Consider the following 21,033-nt stretch of genomic DNA (forward strand, 5'->3'; position numbering starts at 1 on the left):
TTCGGAATATAGTTGCAAAGCTGGCGGACAATGGTGAATTTTGACGCGGTTGGAATTTTTTGTTTTTTCATTTGCCTGCCGTGTGGCAGGTTTTACCAAAATTTCCAACCATTTTTTTCAACTTCCTGTGGGATGGCAGTGTTATTTTAATACCTCCTTGCCCACGTAAAGCACGAACTCTCTGTCTGCGTACACGAGCTGATAGCCGGGCGTTAGAAAATCGTCCCATTCCTTCGCGATTTGCCCGTTTGGCAACAGGACCTGCTCGGGCTTGTAGCGGCGGCAGACGTTGATGATTTGGAGGGCCGAAATCTGGCCTGACCAGAAACGCTTTGCCATGATCACGGCCAGTTCCGGCGGCACTTTCAACTGGGCATGAAACGGGTACATCACGTCCTGTGCGCAGACCCAATGCGTAGCGGGTGCGTAGCGCCGCATTTTCGCCAATAAGGGGCTGGCATTTATTTTGGGGCTGTCCTGAAGCTGCTTGACTGAGAATTCCAAACGCCCCTCGGAGCGAGCCAAAACAGCCGCAGTCAAAATGCACAAGGCAAGGGCCTTCCAGGTCGCCAGGGATGACAGAGCAAACCCGTGTTTTTGGATAAAGCCAATGGCATCCTTGAGCGCTTTGTAGATTGCCCAGCCTGAAAGCCAGGCGAGCGGCACCGCGAAATGCAGATAGTAATAATTCCACCAGGGCCGATGCAGCCCGTGAATGAACAGGAGCGTCGCGAGCAATACCGTCGGAAAACTCACTTCGGACCACCGCCGTTGCCGGATCGCCCAGGCCAGGCCCACGGCAGCGGCCAGCACGCACTCGATATGCCTTAAAAAGAGGTTCCATTGGATCGGGTAATCTCTCGGAACCACGGTAAAGGGCAACGAGCTAGGCTCATCCGTAAGGTGGGACTTCAGCGATAACGCCAGACTGCCTTTGCCCCAGGTGAATCCGATTGCAAGGAATACAATGAGAAGGGGGATTCCCCAAAAGAACATGTTCCGAACCACCACTGGCTGCCAGTCCTGTTTTGTATTGCCCTGTTGTCGAAAGGCAATTTCCGCCGCGATGGCAGGGGCAACGACGGCGGCGGTAAGTTTAATCTGCAACGCGACCCCCATTACCAGGCCGGAGGCAATCAACCAACCCCATGTTCGTTTCTCACTCCGCTTGAACAAAAGCAGAGCCGATAGGAGCGCAGTGCCGATGGCTGGGACTTCAAGCATGACCGATGCATTGAGAGACAGGACGAAGGGTGATGCCAAAAGCAAAAAACACGAAATCACCGCGCACCAGGTCGAAGTTCGCCGCCTGATCAATTCGTAAACGGCTGTGAACAGCAACAATCCAAATGCTGACGCCAGGACGCGGGCAGTGAGGATTGAAGGTCCCCAAAGTCTGAAGCATTCGGCCAGCAGCATCGTGTGGACTGGGGGTTGATCATTCCAGATGTCCCTGTAGAGGACAAAGCCTTTATTACAGAGAAATGCTTTCATCACCTCGTAACGTTCGTCCACTATAAACTCCAAAGCTGTTGCCAATGGCAGCCGAGATAACAACAGTACCAAGCCTGCAAGGACCAGGAGAAGACCTCCGAGCTTTTCGAAACGCTTCACGGGGCAATGCTCCCAAAAGGGCGAACACCCGTCAACTTTGGGCCCAGGTTAAAATCACTGAGCGATTAACTCCGGGGAGAGGAGCAAGCCCTCTTGCAGCGGTGGCGTCGCCATACTTTAAGATTTTGCCCCTCGCGCTTATTCGCTCATGCGCCGCCAAGCGCGAAGCGGCGTTGACAACCGGGTGGTCGGCGGGGGAAAATGAGAGCGGCAAAGCCGGAGCAGTCGCGCTTCTGACTCGTTTAGCAGGGCTTCGCCGGTGATCGGCGGTCGAGGTTCGAGGTTCGCGAGGACAGCACTGGATGTGGGTGGCCCGTGTGTTGAGGCGTTCGGATGAATACAAGAGAAGGCGCACCTGCCAAGTTGCAAGGCCGCGAACTCCAAGAAGCTGCTGCGGTATCATTTTAAAAATAGGTGGCGCCTGCCATGCTATTGGTTGCGGAATTCTATTCAGCAGAGAATGAGTGATGAGATTAGCTTTTTCATAATCCCGGTCGAGTAATAGGCCAGTAGTTTTCTTCGGAACCGCTGAAGGTTCCATCACCGCAGATGCCGCCGCCAAAAGAGCGGCTCCGTACGCATACGAGGGCGAGAGAGTTTTGGGAAAGACAACCTTTATCAGCAACGCTAGCGAGGTTTGTCATGGATGCTTTGCGGCAAATTCGGCTCGATTGCGCAATGGGGTATTTACCCCAAGGATTCATAGTGGGATAAGCGCCGGAGTTTGCATCCTGGGGCTTTGTGCCCATAATGCGGCGCATGCAAGTTACGCAAGCAGCCATTTGCCCCAGCGAAGCTTCCAAAAGGGCCGGACGCCCCGCGCTGACGCCGGAGCTGCTGGCGGCCAGCGGGGCGCGTTATTCGCGAAATAACGAGGGGCTGGGCTCGATTTTGTCGAAGATCGATCCAGCAAATCTCGACAAATCCGTGGATTCCATCTTCCGGATGGTGGATTACGGCCATCAGTCCATAGCCGACATGGTGCCGGTGGCGCTATTCATCGACGGCATCTCGATTTGGCTCGCCTATTATATTTGGGCCCTCTGCCCAACTGCCGGCGGGCAGGAATCCTCGACCCGGTATCTGAGGATTTCTGTTGATGGACTTATCCCGCCGGAGGCGCTCGGGATTTCTGAGCGCGAGATTCCCGCCTGGCGCGAGCAGATGCTCAACTGTTTTCAGGCTTACCAGGCAGCGCTGGAAATCTGGGAGGACCTGGCGCGCGCAAATCCGCAGATAATGGGCATCCCCCGCTCGCTTCTGGCCGATTCTTCCGAAGCCTCTCAAAAGAAGGTGGCGCGAATGAGGCGCAATTATGCCTTCGACCGGGCGAGGTACTTCCTGCCCGTCAGCGCCGCCACCAATGTGATGCTGATCATGTCGGCGCGCGGCTGGGTGAACTTGTGCCAATTCCTGCTTTCGCATCCATTGCCGGAGCCACAGAAGGCAGGGGAGTTGATCCGGACTGAGCTGGAGCTTGCAGCGCCGAGGATGCTCAAATACGCCCGGTGCATGGAAGCCAACCAGCAACGGATAGCGGACGAATTCAAGAGCCTCGCGCAGGCTGCGCGATGCGGCGCCCCTGTTTTGGGAGACGAGAACGGTGCCGAGGACGCAAAGCCCTTTCTATCCGTCATGACGCCCGAAGGGGTATCGCAGAGGGATGTCGAGCGAGACCTGAGCCATCACCTCAACCGCTACGCCCCAGTGGGCAGCAGTCTCCAGCGAATCGCTGTCCGGTTCGGCTGGTCCGCAATCGGCTTTGGCGAAATCCGCGATTTGAACCGGCACCGTACCGGGACCAAGTATTGTCCGCTGGTGCCACAGGGTTTTTATTTTGCGTCAGACCAACTCCCGTCCGAAGAGCAGGCCCAAAAAACCAAACTGCTCGAACAGGCCAGGATTGGGCGTTTGGCCACCGGCCAGGCGTTTGAATTCCTGCAGAGAAATGAGCCGTCTTACATTTACTGGACCCTTTTAGGAACGGAGTATCCCTTCGAACACGTCACAACCGCCGATAAATTTATTTATGAGGCCGAGCTGAGGACCGGCGTGGGCGCCCATTACCGTTACGCCCAGCATTTGCGCGACGTGCTGAACTTGTGGTATGAAACGTTTCCGGGAACGCGTCAGCTCATCCTCGAAGGAAGCGCTGAGCCGGAGTGAGCGGTCTTGAGGTATGCATCAATGGCTTTGGCGGCCCGCTTCCCATCGCCCATGGCCAGGATGACCGTCGCGGCGCCCCGGACGATGTCGCCTCCTGCAAATACGCCCGGCAAACTGGTCATGCCCTGGTCATCGACGATGATATTGCCCCAGCGGTTGAGTTTGAGGTCAGGACAGGTGGAAGTGAGCAGCGGATTGGCCCGCGTGCCAATGGCCACCACAACAATATCGCACAGGACGACGAATTCCGAGCCGGGCACCGCCACCGGACGCGCGCGGCCCGAGGCATCCGGTTCGCCTAATTGCATCCGAACGCATTTTAAGCCGGTGACCCATTTTTTGTCGTTGCCGATGACTTCCAATGGCGCCACGAGGAATTCGAACTGGATTCCTTCTTCTTCAGCGTGGTGAATTTCCTCGGCCCGGGCAGGTATCTCCTTGCGGGTGCGGCGATAAACAATCATCGAGGATTCGGCCCCCATCCGCTTGGCAGTGCGGGCGGAGTCCATGGCGACGTTGCCCCCGCCGATGGTGGCGATGCGTTTGCCCTTCAAGACTGGCGTGTCGGACCTGGGAAACTGGTAGGCGGCCATGAGATTGACGCGAGTCAGGTATTCGTTTGCTGAATAGACTCCCTTGAGATTCTCGCCCGGGACATTCATGAACACCGGCAACCCGGCCCCATTGGCAATGAACAGGGCATCGAATTGCTCACGCAGTTCCTGCAACGTATAGGTGCGTCCGACTACCGTATTGCAAACAATTTTCACGCCGGCATTCTGCAATCGCGCCACCTCGTCCTCGACGATTTTCTTTGGAAGCCGGAACTCGGGAATGCCATAGACCAGCACGCCACCTGGCTTGTGGAGGGCTTCGAAGATGGTAACTGCATGGCCGCATTTGGCCAATTCGCCGGCAGCGGTCAGGCCGCCCGGGCCGGCGCCCACCACCGCGACCTTCCTGCCGCTCCGCGGCGGCAGTGCCATATGCAATTCGTTACTGTGCCTGCCCGCCCAGTCACCCACATACCGTTCCAGATACCCAATCGCAACCGGCAATCCTTTATGCCCGCGAATGCACTCAACCTCGCATTGGGTTTCCTGCGGACAAACCCGGCCCGTGACGGCCGGCAGGGCGTTGTCAGAGAGCAGCGAGCGGGCCGCTTCGCCGAGATTGCCCTGCGAAAGCAACTCGATAAACCGCGGGATATTGACCATCACCGGGCAGCCGGCGACGCATTTGGGGTCTTTGCATTGCAAGCAGCGTTCCGCTTCCAGCAGGGCAACCTTTTCCGGCAGCCCGAGATTGACTTCATCGAAGTTTGCGTTGCGAATGAGCGGCTCCTGCTCGGACATTTTCTGCCGCACAATCTGGAGGCGTTGTTTGGTTGAGAGTTTGGGCACGAGTTATCGTTAGTTGTTAGGATTCGGAAACGGAACAGGAGGCGTTCCCCCTCTCCTCCTTTGGAAGAGTGAGCGCCGCGCACACTGATAGCGCGCACTGCCCGCTTCCCTCTCCCCGTGCGCGGGAAGAGGGCTAAGAAGGGCCTGTTCGCTGGTGACGCTTAAGAATTTCATTGTCGGGCGCAGCGAGCGGAGCCTCCTCTCCCCGGCCCTCTCCTCCAAAGGAGGAGAGGGAGGACGCAAACTGCTCAGTAGGTCCGTATTCATGTCTCAGTTTTCTCTAGCTCCTGTTCAAGCGGACCTGTCGCGCAGGCCAATTCTGCAGGCGCCTGCATCACAGGCGGCGAGGGCTTGCTGCTCGAACTCGCGATAGGTCGAGAGGCGGTCCATCAACAGTTCAAAATCGACCAGGTGCCCGTCGAACTCGGGGCCGTCCACGCAGGCAAAGAGCGTCTGGCCTCCCACCGCCACCCGGCACCCGCCGCACATGCCGGTCCCATCCACCATGACCGGGTTAAGCGAGACAATCGTGTGGACGCCGAGAGGTTTGGTTAGATTGACCACAGCGCGCATCATAGGGACTGGGCCAACAGCATAGACAACATCGATGTTGCCGCCGGTGAGCAGGTCGCGGGCGGCATCGGTTACAAATCCATGGCGGCCATAGCTCCCGTCATCGGTGCATACATGCACTTCGCCAAGGCGCCTGAGTTCCGGTTCAAAGATGACCCAGTCTTTGGAGCGTCCGCCGATGATGCTGATGACGGTCACCCCGCGTCGAGCCAATCCCTGGGCAATCGGATGCACCACCGCGGTTCCTACTCCGCCCCCAATGCACAGTGCCCGCCCGGACTGAATCATTTCAGTCGGCTTCCCCAGCGGGCCGGCGATATCGGCAATGGCTTGCCCGGGTTGAAGGGCGACCAGTTCGCGCGTGCTCTTGCCAACGGCCTGGATGACCAGGGCGATCGTCCCCGCTTCCTGGTCCGCATCCGCGATCGTCAATGGAATTCGTTCAGAGTGGTTCGCAAGATGGACAATGACAAATTGGCCCGGCTGCCGGATTTGGGCGATGCGCGTTGCCTTAACATCGAGACGGGTGACATTGGGGCTGAGGGGCGCGCTGGAAATGACTGGATGCATGAAAGTGTTTTGAGAAGAAGCAGATCGGCCGGCTAAGCTAATTCAGGAGGCAAGAAGACCTTCTGAACCGACCGGGAGCAGGAGGACCCAACGATATCGCACTAATGGCCATAAACAGTACGGATGATGCGAACAGAACGGACGAAAGTCAATCCCACCGGCGGAACGGAACGGAGCTGAGCGGGAAGCCCACCGGAAGTTTCGACAAAAGCCTTTGACACGGTGGCCAATAGTTGGCAGGTTGATTCATGGCTTACGCGCTGGCAAAGGAAAACCAAGAGTTCATCGAACGCATGATCCGAATGGGTCGCTTTAACAATCAGAGCGAGGTGGTACGGGAGGCTTTGCGCCGGATGGAGAAAGAGGAGAATTGCTATCTCAATCCTCCAAGATTCTCCGCGCAACAACTCCACGAAATATATACCCCTGATGCCGAGGAAGACCAGCTTGAGGGGTTGGCTGTCAAGGCGGCGCAACGCTCATTCCGCAAAAGAGCAGGGCGGGCTAAGTCCCATGAAGATTTGTGAGTCACGGGTGGAACGCCCTATAGGTTCGCCTTCTCTGTTCAGAGGCTATTGAGCACATCAATCAACTGCCTGAGCCTGCCATAATCGCGCCGGTTAAAGACGAAGGCAATTCGCGGCATATCGATGCAATCGCCATCGGCCAACTCCTCCGGGGTCGGCCCGATGCGCTCGATGCTCTGGCCGATGATGATATCGGCGAAGTCCTCGTTCATCGCCTCAATGGCCGAATCCGAGGGCGAGTGCTTCAACCGGATAACGAAGAGGTCCTTAACAAAGCGGCTGGAATGGAAGTTGCGATAAAACCGGGTGATCATTTTGACCGCCTGGTCCGTGTCGTCGGTAATTTGGTAAAGGTTCAGGTCATCGGGGGAAATCAACTGGTCGCGCAGGAGGTGCTCGCGCACGTGTTTATCCCACGTCTTCCAATAGGTGCCCCCGGGGCGGTCCACCAGGACCAGCGGCATAAGCTGGCTCTTGCCGGTCTGCATCAGGGTCAGGGCTTCATAGCCTTCGTCCATGGTGCCGAACCCTCCCGAGAACAGGGCAATGGCATCGGAATGCCGGATGAAAATGAGCTTGCGCGTAAAAAAGTATTTAAACGTGACGAGCTTCTTGTCCTCACGGATGACGGGATTCGCCGCTTGTTCCCAGGGAAGGCGGATATTGGCGCCGAAACTTTTTTCCGGGCCGGCCCCTTCATGGCCCGCGTGCATGATGCCGGCGCCGGCGCCGGTGATGACCATAAAACCGGCTTGCGTAATCTTGCGGCCAAACTCAACCGCCTGTTGGTACTCCAGCCGGGCGGGCAGCGTGCGGGCGGAGCCGAACATAGTGACCTTCCGGACGCGGGAGTAAGGAGCAAAAAGTTTGAAGGCATAGCGCATTTCGCGGAGGGCCGTTTGGATGACGCGCACATCGCCGGTATGCTCGACATCCTTCAATAGCTTCAGGGCGTTCTCAATGATGTCCGCCACGTTCTCTTCATTGAACCCGCCCCCTTTATACCGGATTAATTCTCCCACCCGCCGCCTCAGCTCAGGGTCGGAGGGTGCTTTCTCAGTTTTGACCATGCGTGAGGCAGCTTAGCGAGGATTGACAGCCTAAGCAAATGCGGCGGCGCGGGTGGGCGGATATATCTTCGCGGGCAAAGCGGGTTCCAACCTTTGCGGGAGACGAGCGTAAGAGGTCTCTAATCAAGATTGCCTGCTGGCCGCGTTTGCTTTTCCTGGAAGTTGATTGCTGATCCGAGACTCCTCACGTCGTCTCCTACATTCAGAAAATGAGGCCTCGCCTCCGGCTTTGCGAGCTACGATGACACCTGGAGACCCAAGCCACTGCAAAAAAACTCAACGACCCAGGGAAGACTCCCAGGAATCTCCCTGCGGTCGTTGCGCTTTCTTGCGGCAAGCAGGCGGACTACCGGCCAGTGGGCAGCAGCAGGTTGTTATACACCTTCACCACGCCCGGGGTTTCAGCGGCGATCTGGCCGGCACGGTCTATGGCGGCCTGCGAATTGACAAAGCCGCTCAACTGAACGACTCCGTTGAGCGAAGTTACTTTGACCTCAGTCCCCTTCACAAGAGGGTCGGCGTACATTGAGGTCTTGATCCGAGCCGTGATTTCTTTGTCGCGCGCGTAATTGCCCGCGGTTTCCTGATGGTGCGTCACGGCGCACCCGGTGGTGAACGTCAGAGGCAGGCCCAAGGCTGCCGCGACCAGTAAAAAGGCGATTTTTTTCTTCATATGCTCCTTAAGTTGCCGAAACATACGATGTGTTGCCGGGCCGCAGCGATGGGGTGTTCTGCTGAAAAATTGCGAGTTGATGCCTCAACCAAAACTAAGGAGATTGTCAACTGGCCGCCTTTGGTTCACCCGGAAGTTGCTGAGCAGAGACTCCTTAGGTCGTCTCCTACCCGACAGTTTATTGCGCCAGCGTTGCCAACTCATCTCGCACGAGTTTGACCAGCGGTCCCATCGTGCGGCGGTCGAAACTAAAGGGGCAGCCGGCTGCAGCGAATAGTTGTGGCAACGGACGCGAACCACCCAGGCGCAAGGCGGCTTTGTAGTTTTTCAGGGCTTCGGCTTTTGATTTCTTAGAATTGGCCCACACTTGCAAGGCGCCCAGTTGAGCGATGCCATACTCGATGTAATAGAAGGGATGCGTAAAGATATGGAGCTGACGATGCCACAGGCGCGCCCGGGCCTGTTCGAAGCCAGTCCAATCCACGTCGCCTCCGAAGCGTTGCATCAACTCGACCCAGGCAGCGCTCCGGTCCGCGCGTGTGGCATCGGGGTGGGTGTAAATCCAGTGCTGAAATGCATCGACGGTGGCGATCCAGGGCAGAACGTCCATGACACGCTCCAAGTGGTTGCGCCGGGCGCGCCGGGCATCCGCCGCGCTGTAGAACTCATCCACCAATTCATTTCCGAGCAGTTCCATGCTCATCGAAGCCACTTCGCAAAACTCGATTGGCGCGCTGCGGTAGGCGTGTAAATCTTCCTCGCGCGTCGCCAATGCGTGGAAAGCGTGGCCCGCCTCGTGCAAGATGGTTTCCACGTCGCGTTGCAACCCCACGGCGTTCATGAAAATGAACGGCACCCGCGCCTCGGCCAGGGTGGATTGATAACCTCCCGGGGCCTTGCCTTTGCGGTTATCCAAGTCCAGCAAGCGCAACTCCTGCATTTGATAAAACCCATGGGCCAGTTCGCCGTCCAGGTGTTCGAAAATCCGGCGTGTTCGCTCCACCATCTGGTCCACTTGCTCGAAGGGACGCAGCGGCGGGCGATTCAACACATCGACCGCCAGGTCCCAGGGCCGCAGCGATTCAAGCCCAAGCAGCCTGCGGCGCTCAGCCTGGAGCCCGCGCACGACCGGCATCACCTCCGCCTCGACCGCCTCGTGGAAAGCGAAGCAGTCTGCGGGTGTGTAATCAAACCGCCCCAGCTTGCGGAACATATAATCGCGGTAATTGGGGAAGCCGGCATTGCGCGCGATTTGGTTGCGCGCCGCCAGCATGCCATCGAAAAGGTCGTCGAACTTCTCAGCTTCCTGCAGGCGGCGCTTAGTCACCAATTCCCAGGCCTCCTGCCGCAATGAGCGGTCGGGCTCTTCCATGTAACGGCCCATTTGGATGAGGGTTTTTTCCTCACCGCGAAACTGCACCGTCAACGAGCCGCTGAGTTTTTGATACTGCTGGCTCAGCTTGGCGTCCTGCGTCTCGAGCGCTACGTTTTCTGGCCGGAACAGTTCCACCTGCAATTGAGTGTCGCGGTCGAATACCTGGTAGCGCTCCGGGGGCATTTGGCCCCGGGCCGGATGAGTCACGTAAAGCTGTGCGAGTTTGAATTGGCACGGTTTGGCCTGTGGCTCGATATTTTCGATGAAATGCAGATAGGCCTTCTCTGCATCCGGACTCTCCGTGTGGCAGGTCATGGCGATGTAGCGTTTCGAGGATTCCTCATCCAGCGCGGCGCTCAACTCGCTCCACTCCAGGAGCGCTTGTTCGAGTTCGGCGGGCCTTATGGATTGGGCGATTTTGGTTTCCAGCCCCTGGAACAGCGGCGCGACTTGCGCCCAATCGCCTAGATCGGCCTTCTCCGGAACGAAGCGCCGGCTCTTATACGGCGGCAAAGAATCAAAGGGCAGCAAACTCATAGGCGGGGAAGATAGCGCAAAGGCAGCGGTTTGTCTCCCCAGGTGCAATGTCTGCGCTACGTATTATGTTGGAGGCATGACTGAGCTGGACTTGCTGGAACTGGCCATAGGGATTGCCGTCGAGGCGCACCGGGGCCAGAAAGACCGCTATGGCGCGCCCTACATTCTGCATCCATTGCGCATCATGGCGCGGGTGGAAACCACGACCGAGAAAACAGCCGCCATCTTGCACGACGTGGTCGAAGATACGAATTGGACATTTGACCAGTTAAAAAAGAAGGGCTTTCCCCAACCGCTTTTGGAGGCGCTCGAATGTGTGACGAAAAGGGAAGGCGAGGCCTACGAAGATTTCGTGAAACGTTCGGCGAGCAATCCTTTGGCAACACGGGTCAAACTGGCCGACCTGGAGGACAACATGGACATCCGGCGCATGCCTGAAATCACACAGAAAGACCAGGAGCGTTTGGAGAAATACTTAAGGGCCTGGCGTTTCCTGAGGGGCATCGCACCGCAACCCTGAGCGCGCAACTCAGGCCGCCGGCGCCTCACCCACCTGGAAGCGGACGAAACGCCTGATGGTGATTTCATCGCCCAACTGTTTGGCTACAGACGCGACGTGCTCCTTGAGCGAGATTTCGGAGTTCTTTTTGACAAAACCCTGATCCACCAGGCAATAGGTTTGGTAAAATTTCTCGAGCATGCCCTGGATGATCTTCTCGAGAGCCTGCGGAGGCTTGCCTTTGAGCCGATCGGATTGCGACGCAATTTCCCGCTCCTTTGCAATGACGTCGGCCGGGACTTGCTCCCGGGAAACCGCGTAAGGATGTCCGGCGGCTATCTGTAGCGTGATGTCTTTGACCAGTTGCTTGAAATCGTCCTGAGCCACCGTGCTCTCCTTGCCGGCGCCCACCTCGACCAGCACCCCTACCTTCGCCCCCGTGTGGATGTAAGCCGCTACCATCCCGTTGCCACTGACCTCCATCCGCGCGTGCCGCGGGATTTGGATGTTCTCCCGTATTTTGGCCACCAGCGCCACCCGCGCGGATTCGAAATCAGCTTTCGCATCGGCGGCCAGGCCCCTGGCCACGTCATCGGCAAACGCCCGAAACAACTCGTTGCGGGCGACAAAGTCGGTTTGGGAATTGATTTCAACGAGGACGCCCAACTTCCCGCCCGGGGCTATATACTGCGCTATAATCCCTTCCTTGGCCTCGCGGGCGCCCTTCGAAGTGGCCGTCGCGGCCCCTTTCTTTCGCAGAATATCCACCGCGACATTCAGGTCCCCTTTAGCCTCGATGAGCGCCTTTTTGCAATCCATCATCCCGGCGTTGGTCATCTCGCGCAGTTTACCGACTGCGGCAGCATTTATCTCAGACATGTCATTAAAAAGTTAAGTTTGTGAAATTCCCGGACGCTGAATCCCTCGAACCCTTTGCGTAAGGATTAGGCGGGGGGCGGGACAGCCGCTGGTGGAGCAGAGACCTCCTGCGGCAACACCGGGGCGGCCTCTGCTACAGGCGCAGCCGGCGCCGCGGTGGCTTCTTCGACAGATTTGCGGCGGGCGTACTTTGCTTCGTATTCAGCTTTGGCCTGAGTGACGGCCTGGCCAATCGTCGCCAGGATCATCCGTACCGAGCGTGTGGCATCATCGTTGCCCGCAACCGGGAAATCGACCAGGTCCGGATCGCAATTGGTATCGACGATGGCCACGACTGGAATCTTGAGCCGGCGCGCCTCGGCCACCGCGTTGTGCTCGCGTTTGACGTCCACCACAAACATGGCCCCGGGTAATTTGTCCATGGTTCGGATGCCGTCAAAGAATTTGACCAACCGGGCGGCTTCACGGCGAATGACCGATTGCTCCTGTTTGACGTATTGGTTGATGGTGCCGTCGGCTTCCATCTTCTCGATCTGCTTGAGCCGGCCAATGGAGCGTTTGATGGTGGCAAAATTGGTGAGCGTCCCGCCCAGCCAGCGTTCGGTGACGAAGAACTGGCCGCATTCCTTGGCGGTTTCTTTGACTGCTTGCTGGGCCTGCTTCTTGGTCCCGACAAAGAGCACGTTGCCGCCACGCCGGACCGTTTCGCTCAGAAAATTGCAGGCCGCTTCCAGTTGATTGAGCGTTTTGCTCAAGTCGATGATGTGAATGCCGTTGCGCGCGTCGAAGATGAAAGGCTTCATCTTGGGGTTCCACCGTTTGGTGAGGTGGCCGAAATGGACGCCGGCGTCCAGCAGTTCCTTTACTCCAATACTAATCACAATTTTTCCTTTGGTTAAGAATCCGCCGCTCAGGCGAATCATCCCGCGGAACACGGGATTGTATTCAGTGTTGTTGTGGCCGCCTGCGCCAACCGGCACAGGTCTTTTCAGGCCGTTTTGCCCTATCGCTGCGGCAGGATAAGGGTCTATCCAACCTGCAAAAAGGCGCAACAAAATACCAGACCCGCTTCGAGTAGCAACTATTATTTTTCAGGTTATTTTTCAGGTACGCGGGATAGGAGCCTGGCTCCCTGGGGCAGGTTAAGAACGATGCTTTCGGAGGCTCTGCGGAAATGATCGAGGATGGCGTCTGCTTCAGCCAGCAGAAAGTTCCCGGGCGCTTCCGGCCAAGGCAGCGCGCCAGCGCCTTCTCGTAAACTTTGAGCTTGTGATGAGTGAGCAATCAATCCCGGGCTTGACCAAACCACTCGACAAAGTTTCTGACAAAGGAAGGCAAAAGGCGTCTGCCAAATGTCCAAAAATGTCCCACCTCCAGCCCAGAAGTTCTCTGGAGGCATGCTTGGGTCCTTGCTTTCGTTGACAGCCACCCCCGCCCCGTTTAGCTTTCGGCCCATGTCGAGGCTGCCCTTTGAACTGCTGCTCGCGCTGCGGTATCTGCGGCCCAAAAGGACGTTCGTTTCGGTCATCACGCTTATTTCGGTGCTGGGCGTCATTTTGGGTGTGGCTGTGCTGATCATCGTCATCAGCGTCATGAGCGGGTTTGATCATGATTTGCGGCAAAAGATTCTCGGGTTCAGTCCGCACTTAAGGGTCCTGGTGCGGGGCAGCGCGATGCACGATTACCAGTCCATCGCCAACGTGGTTTCCTCCAACCGCATGGTCAAGGTCGTTGCCCCTTATGTGATGGGCCGCGTCATGGTCGAGACCCAGCCCGCCAGCGGCCAATCGCAAGTGGATGCCCCGCTGTTGCTCGGCATCAATCCCCGACTAGAAGCCCAGGTCAGCACCCTGCCCACCAATATTATCGAAGGCAAATTCGACGTCAGCAACCGCGGCCTGCTGGTGGGCGTTCAGTTTGCCCGCAACCTTGACCTCGATGTGGGAGACCGCTTGCTCATTTACTCGCCCGAGGATTTGAAGCAGATGCGCAAGAACCAGGGCAAACAGGCGCAGCAAGCCGTCCTGCCCGACGAGTACACCGTGCGCGGCATCTTTGATGTGGGTTATTTCGATTACAACCTTTCCTTTATCATCAGCTCGCTCGAAGACGCCCAGGAATCGTACGTCCTCGATGACAGCGTCCACGGGCTAATGGTCATGCTCAACGACCCCTACCAGGCGCCTCAAGTCCAAAAGCAACTCGAAGGCGAACTCGGCGCGGACTTTCAAATCACGACATGGATGCAGGAAAACGCCGGCATCCTCGGGGCGTTGGTAGTCGAGAAGAACGTCATGTTTTACCTGTTGTTCTTTATCATGATCGTTGCGGCGCTGTGCATCCTGAGCGCGTTAATCACCTTCGTGGTGCAAAAGACCAGGGAGATAGGCATGCTCAAGGCCCTGGGCGCAACCGACCTCCAGGTCTCCGGCCTGTTCCTGAGCCAGAGCGGCTTTGTCGGCGTCCTCGGCGTCGTCCTCGGTTTCGGCCTGGGAATGCTCCTGCTCTCCTACCGGAACGAATTCCTGCATGTGATGAACAAGCTCACCGGCTTTGAGCTTTTCCCGGCCTCGATTTACGGCTTTAACGAATTGCCGGCGTTAATCGTGCCGCGCGATATCCTGCTGATTTGCGGCAGCGCTTTGTTGATCTGCCTGCTGGGCGGTCTCATCCCCGCCTGGCGCGCCGGCAGGCTCAAACCCGTCGAGGCCTTGCGCTATGAATAACAGCCCCCTGGTCTCGGCCCACGCCGTACACAAGACTTATCTTCTGGGGCACCGGGCTCTCGAAGTGCTCTGTGGCGTCGATCTCGAACTGCACGCGGGGGATTTTCTCGCCCTGCGCGGGGCCTCCGGGGCAGGCAAAAGCACCCTGCTGTATCTGTTGGGCGGGCTCGACACGCCCAATCAAGGCTCGATCCAATTAGCCGGACGCGACCTGTCAAAACTCTCGCGCAGGGACCTGGCCCGCGTGCGCAACGAGGAAATCGGATTCATTTTTCAGGCCTATTATCTCCTGCCTGAGCTGGACGCGCTGGAAAACGTTTGTCTCCCGGCGCGCATGGCGCGCACACCCGCAGAGCGCGCCGAGGCCCGCGGGCGCGAGCTGCTCGAACGGGTCGGCCTTAAAGACCGCATCGAACACAAGCCTTACGAGCTTTCCGGCGGCGAGCAGCAGCGGGTGGCCATTGCCCGAGCGCTGATTAACGAGCCGGAGTTGGTCCTGGCCGACGAGCCCACCGGCAACCTCGATTCCCACACAGGCGAGGAGATCATCGAGCTGCTGGTCGCTTTGCGGGCCGAAAAGAAAACCACGTTGATCATTGCCACGCACGACGCGAAGGTCGCCACCCGCGCGCCTCATGTCATCGAGCTGGTGGATGGGCAGGTCGCCGCCAGGAGCTGATGAAAGGCCGTATGGGCGCAGAAGATTGGGAGGCTCGTTACAAATCGGGCGACATGCCCTGGGAGAAAGGGGCGCCCGCGCCGGGCCTGGTGGATTTTCTAAAGGCGCGCCCGGGCTTGCCGCGAGGAACGGTGTGCGTGCCCGGATGCGGCACCGGACACGACGTCTGCGTTTGGGCAAGCGCGGGATTCGAGGCCTACGGGTTTGATATCGCGCCAAGCGCTGTCCAGCTTTCGCGCCAGCGCGCCGATGCCCAGCGCGTTTCTGCCCAATTCGAGCGGCTGGATTTTCTGCGCGACCCGCCGCCGCGTTTGTTCGATTGGTTATTCGAGCATACCTTGTTTTGCGCCATTCAGCCGGAGGAGCGCGATGCTTACGTTCAAGCAGTTCTGCGATGGCTCAAACCCAACGGCCAATACATTGCTATCAATTATTTAATCCCCGATAGCGACGGCCCTCCGTTCGGCGCCACCCGGAAGGAGCTATGGCGGCGCTTCTCGCCCCATTTCGACCTGACGGAGGAATGGGTGCCGGCTTCATACCCAAACCGCACCGGCCTTGAATTGATGTTGTGGTGGAAACGGCGTTGCGGAACGCAGTAACAGCGGCCTTCTTCAACCGCCGCAAAACTCTCTGAATTCGGGCCGCGCTGCGCTCCTCCTCTTGAGCACGCTCCTCGATTGAGCACGACAGGATTGTTCGGGGGCTGCGCGAATCTCATTAACACCCCGCTGAAGCGGGCTAAAGCCCCGGTGTTAATGAGAGCACCTCCGCTGGGTGTACTGCTATCTGTCAATTTCACTCATTTCCGCGAGGATTGTTCTCACAATAGCCGATTTGACTTCAAGGGGCAACGGTGCTTTGTTGGTTCTGGGATAGGGGTTGGTTCACCGGTTCTGAGAAAGCACAACGCAAACTGGCCAAATGAATCCGCATATCTGTATATGTTGCGGCGAACCGATGGTTCAAGAAGGCAACGGGCTTTCTCGCAACCCCAATGTGTGCGCCTCGTGTTCGAGCCTCGCCGATGGGAAGGATGAACAGGAACCCTCGCCGCTCTGGAAGCCGAGCGCTTCTGATCCTGGCGCCGAGCAGGCGGCAGCCGGCGCAACGGATGGCCAGAGCCGGGTGCTTTCTCAGCGCCAGTGATAGCCAGGGCCAATGACAAGGTCAGTTCCAAACCTTTGTAGGAGACGACGTAAGGAGTCTCCTACAGTCAGGAATGGCGGCGCGTTGCTTCGACTCTGTCATTAGCCCAGCAGTGACAGGCGCTCCTCATTAAAACCTCCTTTATCCCTCTCTCGAAAAGAGGTACTCTGACCCCGTTCGGCTCCAGAGTGAGCCTTGATTTATCGGGTGACATCCGAGCCTATAACTTCCGAGCCTGGCAGGAACGGGGGCAAAATACCCCGCATCCTGATCGTCGATGACGACCCCGGCCAGCGCAGCCTGCTGGATTCCTTTCTGCGCAGCCAGGGCTTTGCCACTTTGACCGCCATGTCCGGCGAACGGGCCCTGCAAATCTTGCGGGCGGAAAAGTTTGATTTGATGATTTCCGATGTGCGGATGCCGGGGCTGACGGGTTTGGAAACCCTGCGGCGGGCCCGGCAGGAACATGCGGTGCTGCCGGTCCTGCTGGTCACTGCGTATGCCGATATTCGCGAGGCAGTGGGCGCCATGCGGGATGGGGCGCTCAATTACCTGGCCAAACCCATCGACCTGGACGAATTGCTTTCAACCGTGCAACAAGTCACCGGGCTGATCAAGGCCGAGCCTGTAAAATTCAACGCCAACCGGCGGTTGCCGGAGCGGCTGGTGGCGAAAAGCCCGTTAATGGAAGCTGTTTTTCACGATGCCTCGCTCATCGCTCCCTCGGAGAGCCGGGTGCTCATCACCGGGGAAAGCGGCGTGGGCAAGGAAGTGGTGGCTGACGTGATTCATGGCTGGAGTTCGAGGGCCGGCGGCCCGCTGGTGAAGGTCAACTGCGCGGCCATCCCCGAGACCCTCCTGGAAAGCGAGCTGTTCGGCCATGAAAAGGGGGCATTCACCGGGGCGGTGGCCCAGCGCATTGGCCGCTTTGAAATGGCCAATGGCGGCACGATTTTTTTGGATGAAATCGCCGATATGTCTCCCCCCTTGCAGGCCAAGCTCCTGCGGGTCACCCAGGACGGCCTGTTCACCAGGGTCGGCTCGAACAAGGAATTGCAAACCAACGCGCGCATCCTGGCGGCGACCAATCGCATCCTCGAAGAGGAGGTCAAGGCGGGCCGCTTCCGGGAGGATTTATTTTACCGGCTCAACGTCGTCGAGATCAACATCCCGCCCTTGCGCGAGCGGATGGAAGACATCCTGCCGCTGGCGGCCGGCTTTATAGCCGAGTTTACGAAAGGCAAAGCCAGGTTCTCCTCGGGAGTAACGGGTTGCCTGGCGCGCTATTCCTGGCCCGGAAACGTCCGCGAGTTGCGTAATGCCATGGAACGGGCCGCCCTGCTCTCGCTGGGCGAACTCATCCTGCCGGAGCATCTGCCGGCCCGCATACGCGGCTCGGTCGAACCGGCCCCGGCGGCGGCGGTCGCAACGGTGGCAGACCCCGAGCGCCTCGGTGAAATCGAACGGCAAGCCATTTTCCAGGCGCTGCGCAAGCATGGATTCAACCGGACCGAAACCGCCAAAGCCCTTGGCATCAGCCGGCGGGCGTTGATCTATAAACTCCAACGCTTCCGCGAGCTGGGGTTCCAGGTGGATGCCGACTAGCGTCCGGTCCATTCAGACAGGAACGAGAGGGAACTTATAAGCGAAACCTTGGGCCTCGGTATTGAGTTTGGACATTTTCATAACGATCTCATCTCCCTCTGTCGGAAACTTTGTCGGAAACTTGTCAAAACCCAACATCGCTGAACCTCAGAACCTGCAGAAAGTCCCCGGACGCCTCCGGCCAAGCCCATCGCCTTCTCGTAAACTTTGAGCTTGTGATGGGTGAGCATTCAGTCCCGGGGTTGACCAAACCACTCGACAAAGTTTCCGACAAAGGAAGGCAAAAGGCGTCAGCTAAAATGTCCAAACTCCAAAGCGAGGCCTTCGGCCTCGGTCGGGTAAGTCATGTTGCCCTTATTGTGATGGCACTTCGACGGTGTCGCCGTTGCGCAACCAGATGTCATTGCGGAGTGGTTGTTTGCCATTCCAAAATGGTCGGACGTCTTCGGTCAGGTTTTTGACCTGGCCGTTGTGTTCGGTGCGTTTGACATGGACCTGGGACAGGTCAGAGGAGGAGCGCAAGAGGTTTTGGACTTCGGGCAAGCCAAGGGCCTTGGACAGATAGGCGCTCATATTCGCGCCGCTCAGGGTGACTGGATGGGATTCACCTTTGATGATAAAAGTCACTTTCCTTCGGAGACAATCGGCCAATTGGTTTTGTTGTGCGCTGGTCAGCCCGACTCGTTGCTCGGAGAGAGGGTGTTCGCGCTCGGGCAGGTCCACAACATCACCAAACTGCAAGCCGGTGTCCTTTGTGCAGTCCAGGTTCACGCCGTCGGTCAGCAGGTCGATGGTGATTTCCTTTCGCTCGGCGAGTTTGCCGGGGACGGGGCGTAAGACTTCGACCTTGGAAAAATCTGGGAACGGCAAGCTTCCCAATGCACCAGTCGGAAACGGCAGACCCGAGTCGGAATAGAAACGAGCGATGACCTCCAGCAAAGAGAAATGATTGAGGGAATTTGTATCACGTTCCAATATAGGAACGGGTTGGAAGGAGTCCTTGCGGCCAATCCGGACAGAAGAGAAATCAGGCAAGTTTGCGACCCCGCCGTGTTTGCGCAGCAGTTCGACAATCGCCGGGTCTGCGCGATACTCCAACGCCAATTCAAGGGGTGTCTTGCCCTCCTTACTAACCGAGTTGACATCGGCGCCATTGGCCAGGAGCAGTTCAGCAAGACCGGCCATTTCAGTGCTTTCGCTACTCGCCGGGGCTTCCCCACCGCCAGGCTGGATTGTCCCGAAATTAGAACTTGCAGGGCGGGAAGGAATAGTCAATGGGGAGACCGCGCGCGGTTCGGGCCGGGCATTCCAGCGCACACCGCTGGCAACATAATCCAGAGCCGTCCATCCGGCGCTTTCTTGTTTTGCGTTCACATCGGCTTTGTGGGCCAGAAGAAGTTCGAGGCAAGGCTTATCATGCACCCAAACGGCCACGATTAATGGAGTCCGGCCCTGTGGGTCGCGAGCCTCAGTTTGAGCGCCGTGTTCGAGCAGCGACTGCACCATCGAGAGGCGCGCGGCGGCGTCCGCAGCGTAGATAGCATTAATGATGGGGGCGGTGCCCGAAGCGTCCTTGAGGTTCGGATCGGCTTTTGCCTCTAAAAGCAGATCGACCGTATTGGTATGTTCTGCGTATGTGGCCAGCAGCAAAGGTGTGTAGCGTATTTCCCTTACGTTCAAATTACCGGAGGAATTGGGCCACTTTTTTTGCAGGTCATCGTCGAAAGTTGCGTTTGGATCAGCCGCGTGTTTCAAGAGCAACTCAACCATTTCCTCCTGATCAAAGCCCACGGCGTAGTCCAATGCCGTCCAATCCCGAAAAGCCTCGTTGGGGTTTTTGGCGTTTATGTCAGCCCCGTTGGCCAGAAGGAGCTTGGCCAATTGGATATTGCCTTGGCCGGCAGCGAAATCCAGGGGCGTCTTGCCGTCCCGGGCTATAGCGTTGACATTTGCTTTATTGGTGACGAGCAGTTCTGCCAATGACAGGTCGCCGCGTTGGGCTGCGATGTCCAATGCAGTTCCGCTAAATACTGTCCTGTCGGCGGAATCGCGCACATCGGATGTGTTGGCGTTGATGTCCGCCCCATGGGCGATCAGTAATTCGGCCAGGGATTTGAAGCCATTTGCGGCCGCCACGTGCAAGGGGGTCGATCCAGTGCCCGTCCTTGCGTTGATATCAGCCCCCGCAGCCAACAGGACTTCGGCCACACTGCGAAAGCCCTTGCCCGCAGCCAGGTGTAATGGAGTCGTTCCGCCGGAATCGGTGGCGTTAACGTTCGCGTGACGGCTGAGCAGCAGGTCAACCACGGCCTTGTGCCCGGCCGAAGCGGCCAAATGCAGAGGCGTCCGGCCGCCAAACCGGGGGGGTTCCTTTGCTTCCACATCGGCGCCATTGTCCAGAAGGAAGGTGGCGACGGTGAGTTGGCCGGTCTGGGCTGCCTTGTGCAGCGGGGTCTGTCCGGTGCCAAAATCCTTGGCATTAATCAGGTCCGGGCTGTCCTTGATCATCGCCTGGATGCGCCTGACCTCTTCGCTCTCCGCCAGCGTAGAGGCCCGTTGCCGGTCGGCAGCTTGCATCTGTTCAAAGGTAGCGGCGGGCTGGGCGGCCTGTCCCAAAACAGCCAGTTGTTTGCGGCTCAAGTCTGCCAGCGTGGGCTGGTCTGCGAATTCCTGGATGATGCGGTTGTACTGCGCATTGGCTGCGTTGGTATTGCCTTGTTTGCGGTAGCATTCACCCAGGCGGAAGACAGCGGTGGCGGCGAGCTTGCGCTCGGCGTCGAATTGCGACACCACCGCTTGATAGTCTCTGGCGGCGGCATTGAGGTCATGATTAGCCTCTTCTTCGAATAACCCTTTCTGGAGCAAGCCGGCCAGATCATTAGTGGCGGCGCCGGCCAATGTGGCGCCTGCCAGAAGAATTCTCCCAATTGAAATCCATCTCTTGATCATAAATTCCTGCCCTCAATCTGGCATAAGCCCGCCCGCTGA

The 21,033-nt window shown here is 57.9% G+C and carries 17 protein-coding genes; 8 read left to right on the top strand and 9 right to left on the bottom strand.

All coding sequences use genetic code 11. From position 1 onward, the window contains the following. Positions 1-141: 141 nt before the first annotated feature. On the bottom strand, positions 142-1,539 hold the full coding sequence (locus VG146_12380) for a glycosyltransferase family 39 protein (protein HEV2393145.1): 1,398 nt from the start codon (positions 1,537-1,539) through the stop codon (positions 142-144). 834 nt (positions 1,540-2,373) lie between these two features. On the opposite strand from VG146_12380, the gene VG146_12385 reads away from it, so the two are divergent. Then, the gene (locus tag VG146_12385) at positions 2,374-3,780 is read left to right on the top strand and encodes an FAD-dependent thymidylate synthase (protein ID HEV2393146.1); all 1,407 of its coding nucleotides are present in this window, start codon (positions 2,374-2,376) and stop codon (positions 3,778-3,780) included. Here VG146_12385 and gltA read toward each other — a convergent pair. Beyond that, positions 3,744-5,135, bottom strand: coding sequence for an NADPH-dependent glutamate synthase (gene gltA, locus VG146_12390; GenBank protein ID HEV2393147.1), 1,392 nt, complete (start codon positions 5,133-5,135; stop codon positions 3,744-3,746). The genes VG146_12385 and gltA overlap by 37 nt on opposite strands. A 339-nt stretch (positions 5,136-5,474) precedes the next feature. Next, positions 5,475-6,326 (bottom strand): sulfide/dihydroorotate dehydrogenase-like FAD/NAD-binding protein, encoded by an 852-nt coding sequence (locus VG146_12395; protein HEV2393148.1) that lies wholly within the window; start codon positions 6,324-6,326, stop codon positions 5,475-5,477. A gap of 248 nt (positions 6,327-6,574) precedes the next feature. Between VG146_12395 and VG146_12400 the strand changes: the two genes are divergently transcribed. Then, the gene (locus VG146_12400; GenBank protein ID HEV2393149.1) at positions 6,575-6,853 is read left to right on the top strand and encodes a type II toxin-antitoxin system ParD family antitoxin; all 279 of its coding nucleotides are present in this window, start codon (positions 6,575-6,577) and stop codon (positions 6,851-6,853) included. 38 nt (positions 6,854-6,891) lie between these two features. Here the strand turns inward: VG146_12400 and VG146_12405 are convergent, their stop codons facing one another. The 3 genes from VG146_12405 to VG146_12415 form a co-directional block, all read right to left on the bottom strand. After that, positions 6,892-7,923 (bottom strand): LOG family protein, encoded by a 1,032-nt coding sequence (locus tag VG146_12405; GenBank protein ID HEV2393150.1) that lies wholly within the window; start codon positions 7,921-7,923, stop codon positions 6,892-6,894. A gap of 346 nt (positions 7,924-8,269) precedes the next feature. Further along, the gene (locus VG146_12410; GenBank protein ID HEV2393151.1) at positions 8,270-8,596 is read right to left on the bottom strand and encodes a BON domain-containing protein; all 327 of its coding nucleotides are present in this window, start codon (positions 8,594-8,596) and stop codon (positions 8,270-8,272) included. Positions 8,597-8,774: 178 nt separating this feature from the next. Further along, a complete protein-coding gene (locus tag VG146_12415; GenBank protein HEV2393152.1) occupies positions 8,775-10,508 on the bottom strand; it encodes a M3 family oligoendopeptidase in 1,734 nt (577 codons plus the stop codon). 76 nt (positions 10,509-10,584) lie between these two features. Between VG146_12415 and VG146_12420 the strand changes: the two genes are divergently transcribed. Then, positions 10,585-11,028, top strand: a complete 444-nt coding sequence (locus VG146_12420) for a GTP pyrophosphokinase (GenBank protein ID HEV2393153.1) — start codon at positions 10,585-10,587, stop codon at positions 11,026-11,028. A 9-nt stretch (positions 11,029-11,037) separates the two neighbouring features. Here VG146_12420 and tsf read toward each other — a convergent pair whose 3' ends face one another. Both tsf and rpsB read right to left on the bottom strand, forming a co-directional pair. Next, entirely contained in the window at positions 11,038-11,886 is an 849-nt protein-coding gene (tsf, locus tag VG146_12425) for a translation elongation factor Ts (GenBank protein HEV2393154.1), read from the bottom strand. 65 nt (positions 11,887-11,951) lie between these two features. Then, positions 11,952-12,866, bottom strand: a complete 915-nt coding sequence (gene rpsB / locus VG146_12430) for a 30S ribosomal protein S2 (protein ID HEV2393155.1) — start codon at positions 12,864-12,866, stop codon at positions 11,952-11,954. 474 nt (positions 12,867-13,340) lie between these two features. Between rpsB and VG146_12435 the strand changes: the two genes are divergently transcribed. The 5 genes from VG146_12435 (at position 13,341) to VG146_12455 (ending at position 18,045) form a co-directional block, all read left to right on the top strand. Next, positions 13,341-14,612, top strand: coding sequence for an FtsX-like permease family protein (locus VG146_12435; protein HEV2393156.1), 1,272 nt, complete (start codon positions 13,341-13,343; stop codon positions 14,610-14,612). After that, complete coding sequence (locus tag VG146_12440) at positions 14,605-15,291, top strand: ABC transporter ATP-binding protein (GenBank protein HEV2393157.1); 687 nt, start codon at positions 14,605-14,607, stop codon at positions 15,289-15,291. Before VG146_12435 ends, VG146_12440 begins: the two co-directional genes overlap by 8 nt. A gap of 11 nt (positions 15,292-15,302) precedes the next feature. After that, complete coding sequence (locus VG146_12445) at positions 15,303-15,893, top strand: methyltransferase domain-containing protein (protein HEV2393158.1); 591 nt, start codon at positions 15,303-15,305, stop codon at positions 15,891-15,893. A gap of 322 nt (positions 15,894-16,215) precedes the next feature. Continuing rightward, positions 16,216-16,440, top strand: coding sequence for a hypothetical protein (locus VG146_12450; protein HEV2393159.1), 225 nt, complete (start codon positions 16,216-16,218; stop codon positions 16,438-16,440). Positions 16,441-16,647: 207 nt separating this feature from the next. Continuing rightward, on the top strand, positions 16,648-18,045 hold the full coding sequence (locus tag VG146_12455) for a sigma-54 dependent transcriptional regulator (protein ID HEV2393160.1): 1,398 nt from the start codon (positions 16,648-16,650) through the stop codon (positions 18,043-18,045). A 354-nt stretch (positions 18,046-18,399) separates the two neighbouring features. On the opposite strand, the gene VG146_12460 is transcribed toward VG146_12455, so the two are convergent. Beyond that, positions 18,400-20,994, bottom strand: a complete 2,595-nt coding sequence (locus VG146_12460) for an ankyrin repeat domain-containing protein (GenBank protein HEV2393161.1) — start codon at positions 20,992-20,994, stop codon at positions 18,400-18,402. Positions 20,995-21,033 lie beyond the last annotated feature (39 nt).

This window comes from Verrucomicrobiia bacterium, from assembly GCA_035946615.1.
Classification (GTDB): Bacteria; Verrucomicrobiota; Verrucomicrobiia; order Limisphaerales; family UBA8199; genus DASYZB01.

Excerpts from the sequence above, each read along its gene's own strand:
- VG146_12385 (HEV2393146.1), top strand. The coding sequence starts at position 2,374 with ATGCAAGTTACGCAAGCAGCCATTTGCCCCAGCGAAGCTTCCAAAAGG.
- gltA (HEV2393147.1), bottom strand. The coding sequence starts at position 5,135 with ATGTCCGAGCAGGAGCCGCTCATTCGCAACGCAAACTTCGATGAAGTC.
- VG146_12395 (HEV2393148.1), bottom strand. The coding sequence starts at position 6,326 with ATGCATCCAGTCATTTCCAGCGCGCCCCTCAGCCCCAATGTCACCCGT.
- VG146_12400 (HEV2393149.1), top strand. The coding sequence starts at position 6,575 with ATGGCTTACGCGCTGGCAAAGGAAAACCAAGAGTTCATCGAACGCATG.
- VG146_12405 (HEV2393150.1), bottom strand. The coding sequence starts at position 7,923 with ATGGTCAAAACTGAGAAAGCACCCTCCGACCCTGAGCTGAGGCGGCGG.
- VG146_12410 (HEV2393151.1), bottom strand. The coding sequence starts at position 8,596 with ATGAAGAAAAAAATCGCCTTTTTACTGGTCGCGGCAGCCTTGGGCCTG.
- VG146_12415 (HEV2393152.1), bottom strand. The coding sequence starts at position 10,508 with ATGAGTTTGCTGCCCTTTGATTCTTTGCCGCCGTATAAGAGCCGGCGC.
- VG146_12420 (HEV2393153.1), top strand. The coding sequence starts at position 10,585 with ATGACTGAGCTGGACTTGCTGGAACTGGCCATAGGGATTGCCGTCGAG.
- tsf (HEV2393154.1), bottom strand. The coding sequence starts at position 11,886 with ATGTCTGAGATAAATGCTGCCGCAGTCGGTAAACTGCGCGAGATGACC.
- VG146_12435 (HEV2393156.1), top strand. The coding sequence starts at position 13,341 with ATGTCGAGGCTGCCCTTTGAACTGCTGCTCGCGCTGCGGTATCTGCGG.
- VG146_12440 (HEV2393157.1), top strand. The coding sequence starts at position 14,605 with ATGAATAACAGCCCCCTGGTCTCGGCCCACGCCGTACACAAGACTTAT.
- VG146_12445 (HEV2393158.1), top strand. The coding sequence starts at position 15,303 with ATGGGCGCAGAAGATTGGGAGGCTCGTTACAAATCGGGCGACATGCCC.
- VG146_12450 (HEV2393159.1), top strand. The coding sequence starts at position 16,216 with ATGAATCCGCATATCTGTATATGTTGCGGCGAACCGATGGTTCAAGAA.
- VG146_12460 (HEV2393161.1), bottom strand. The coding sequence starts at position 20,994 with ATGATCAAGAGATGGATTTCAATTGGGAGAATTCTTCTGGCAGGCGCC.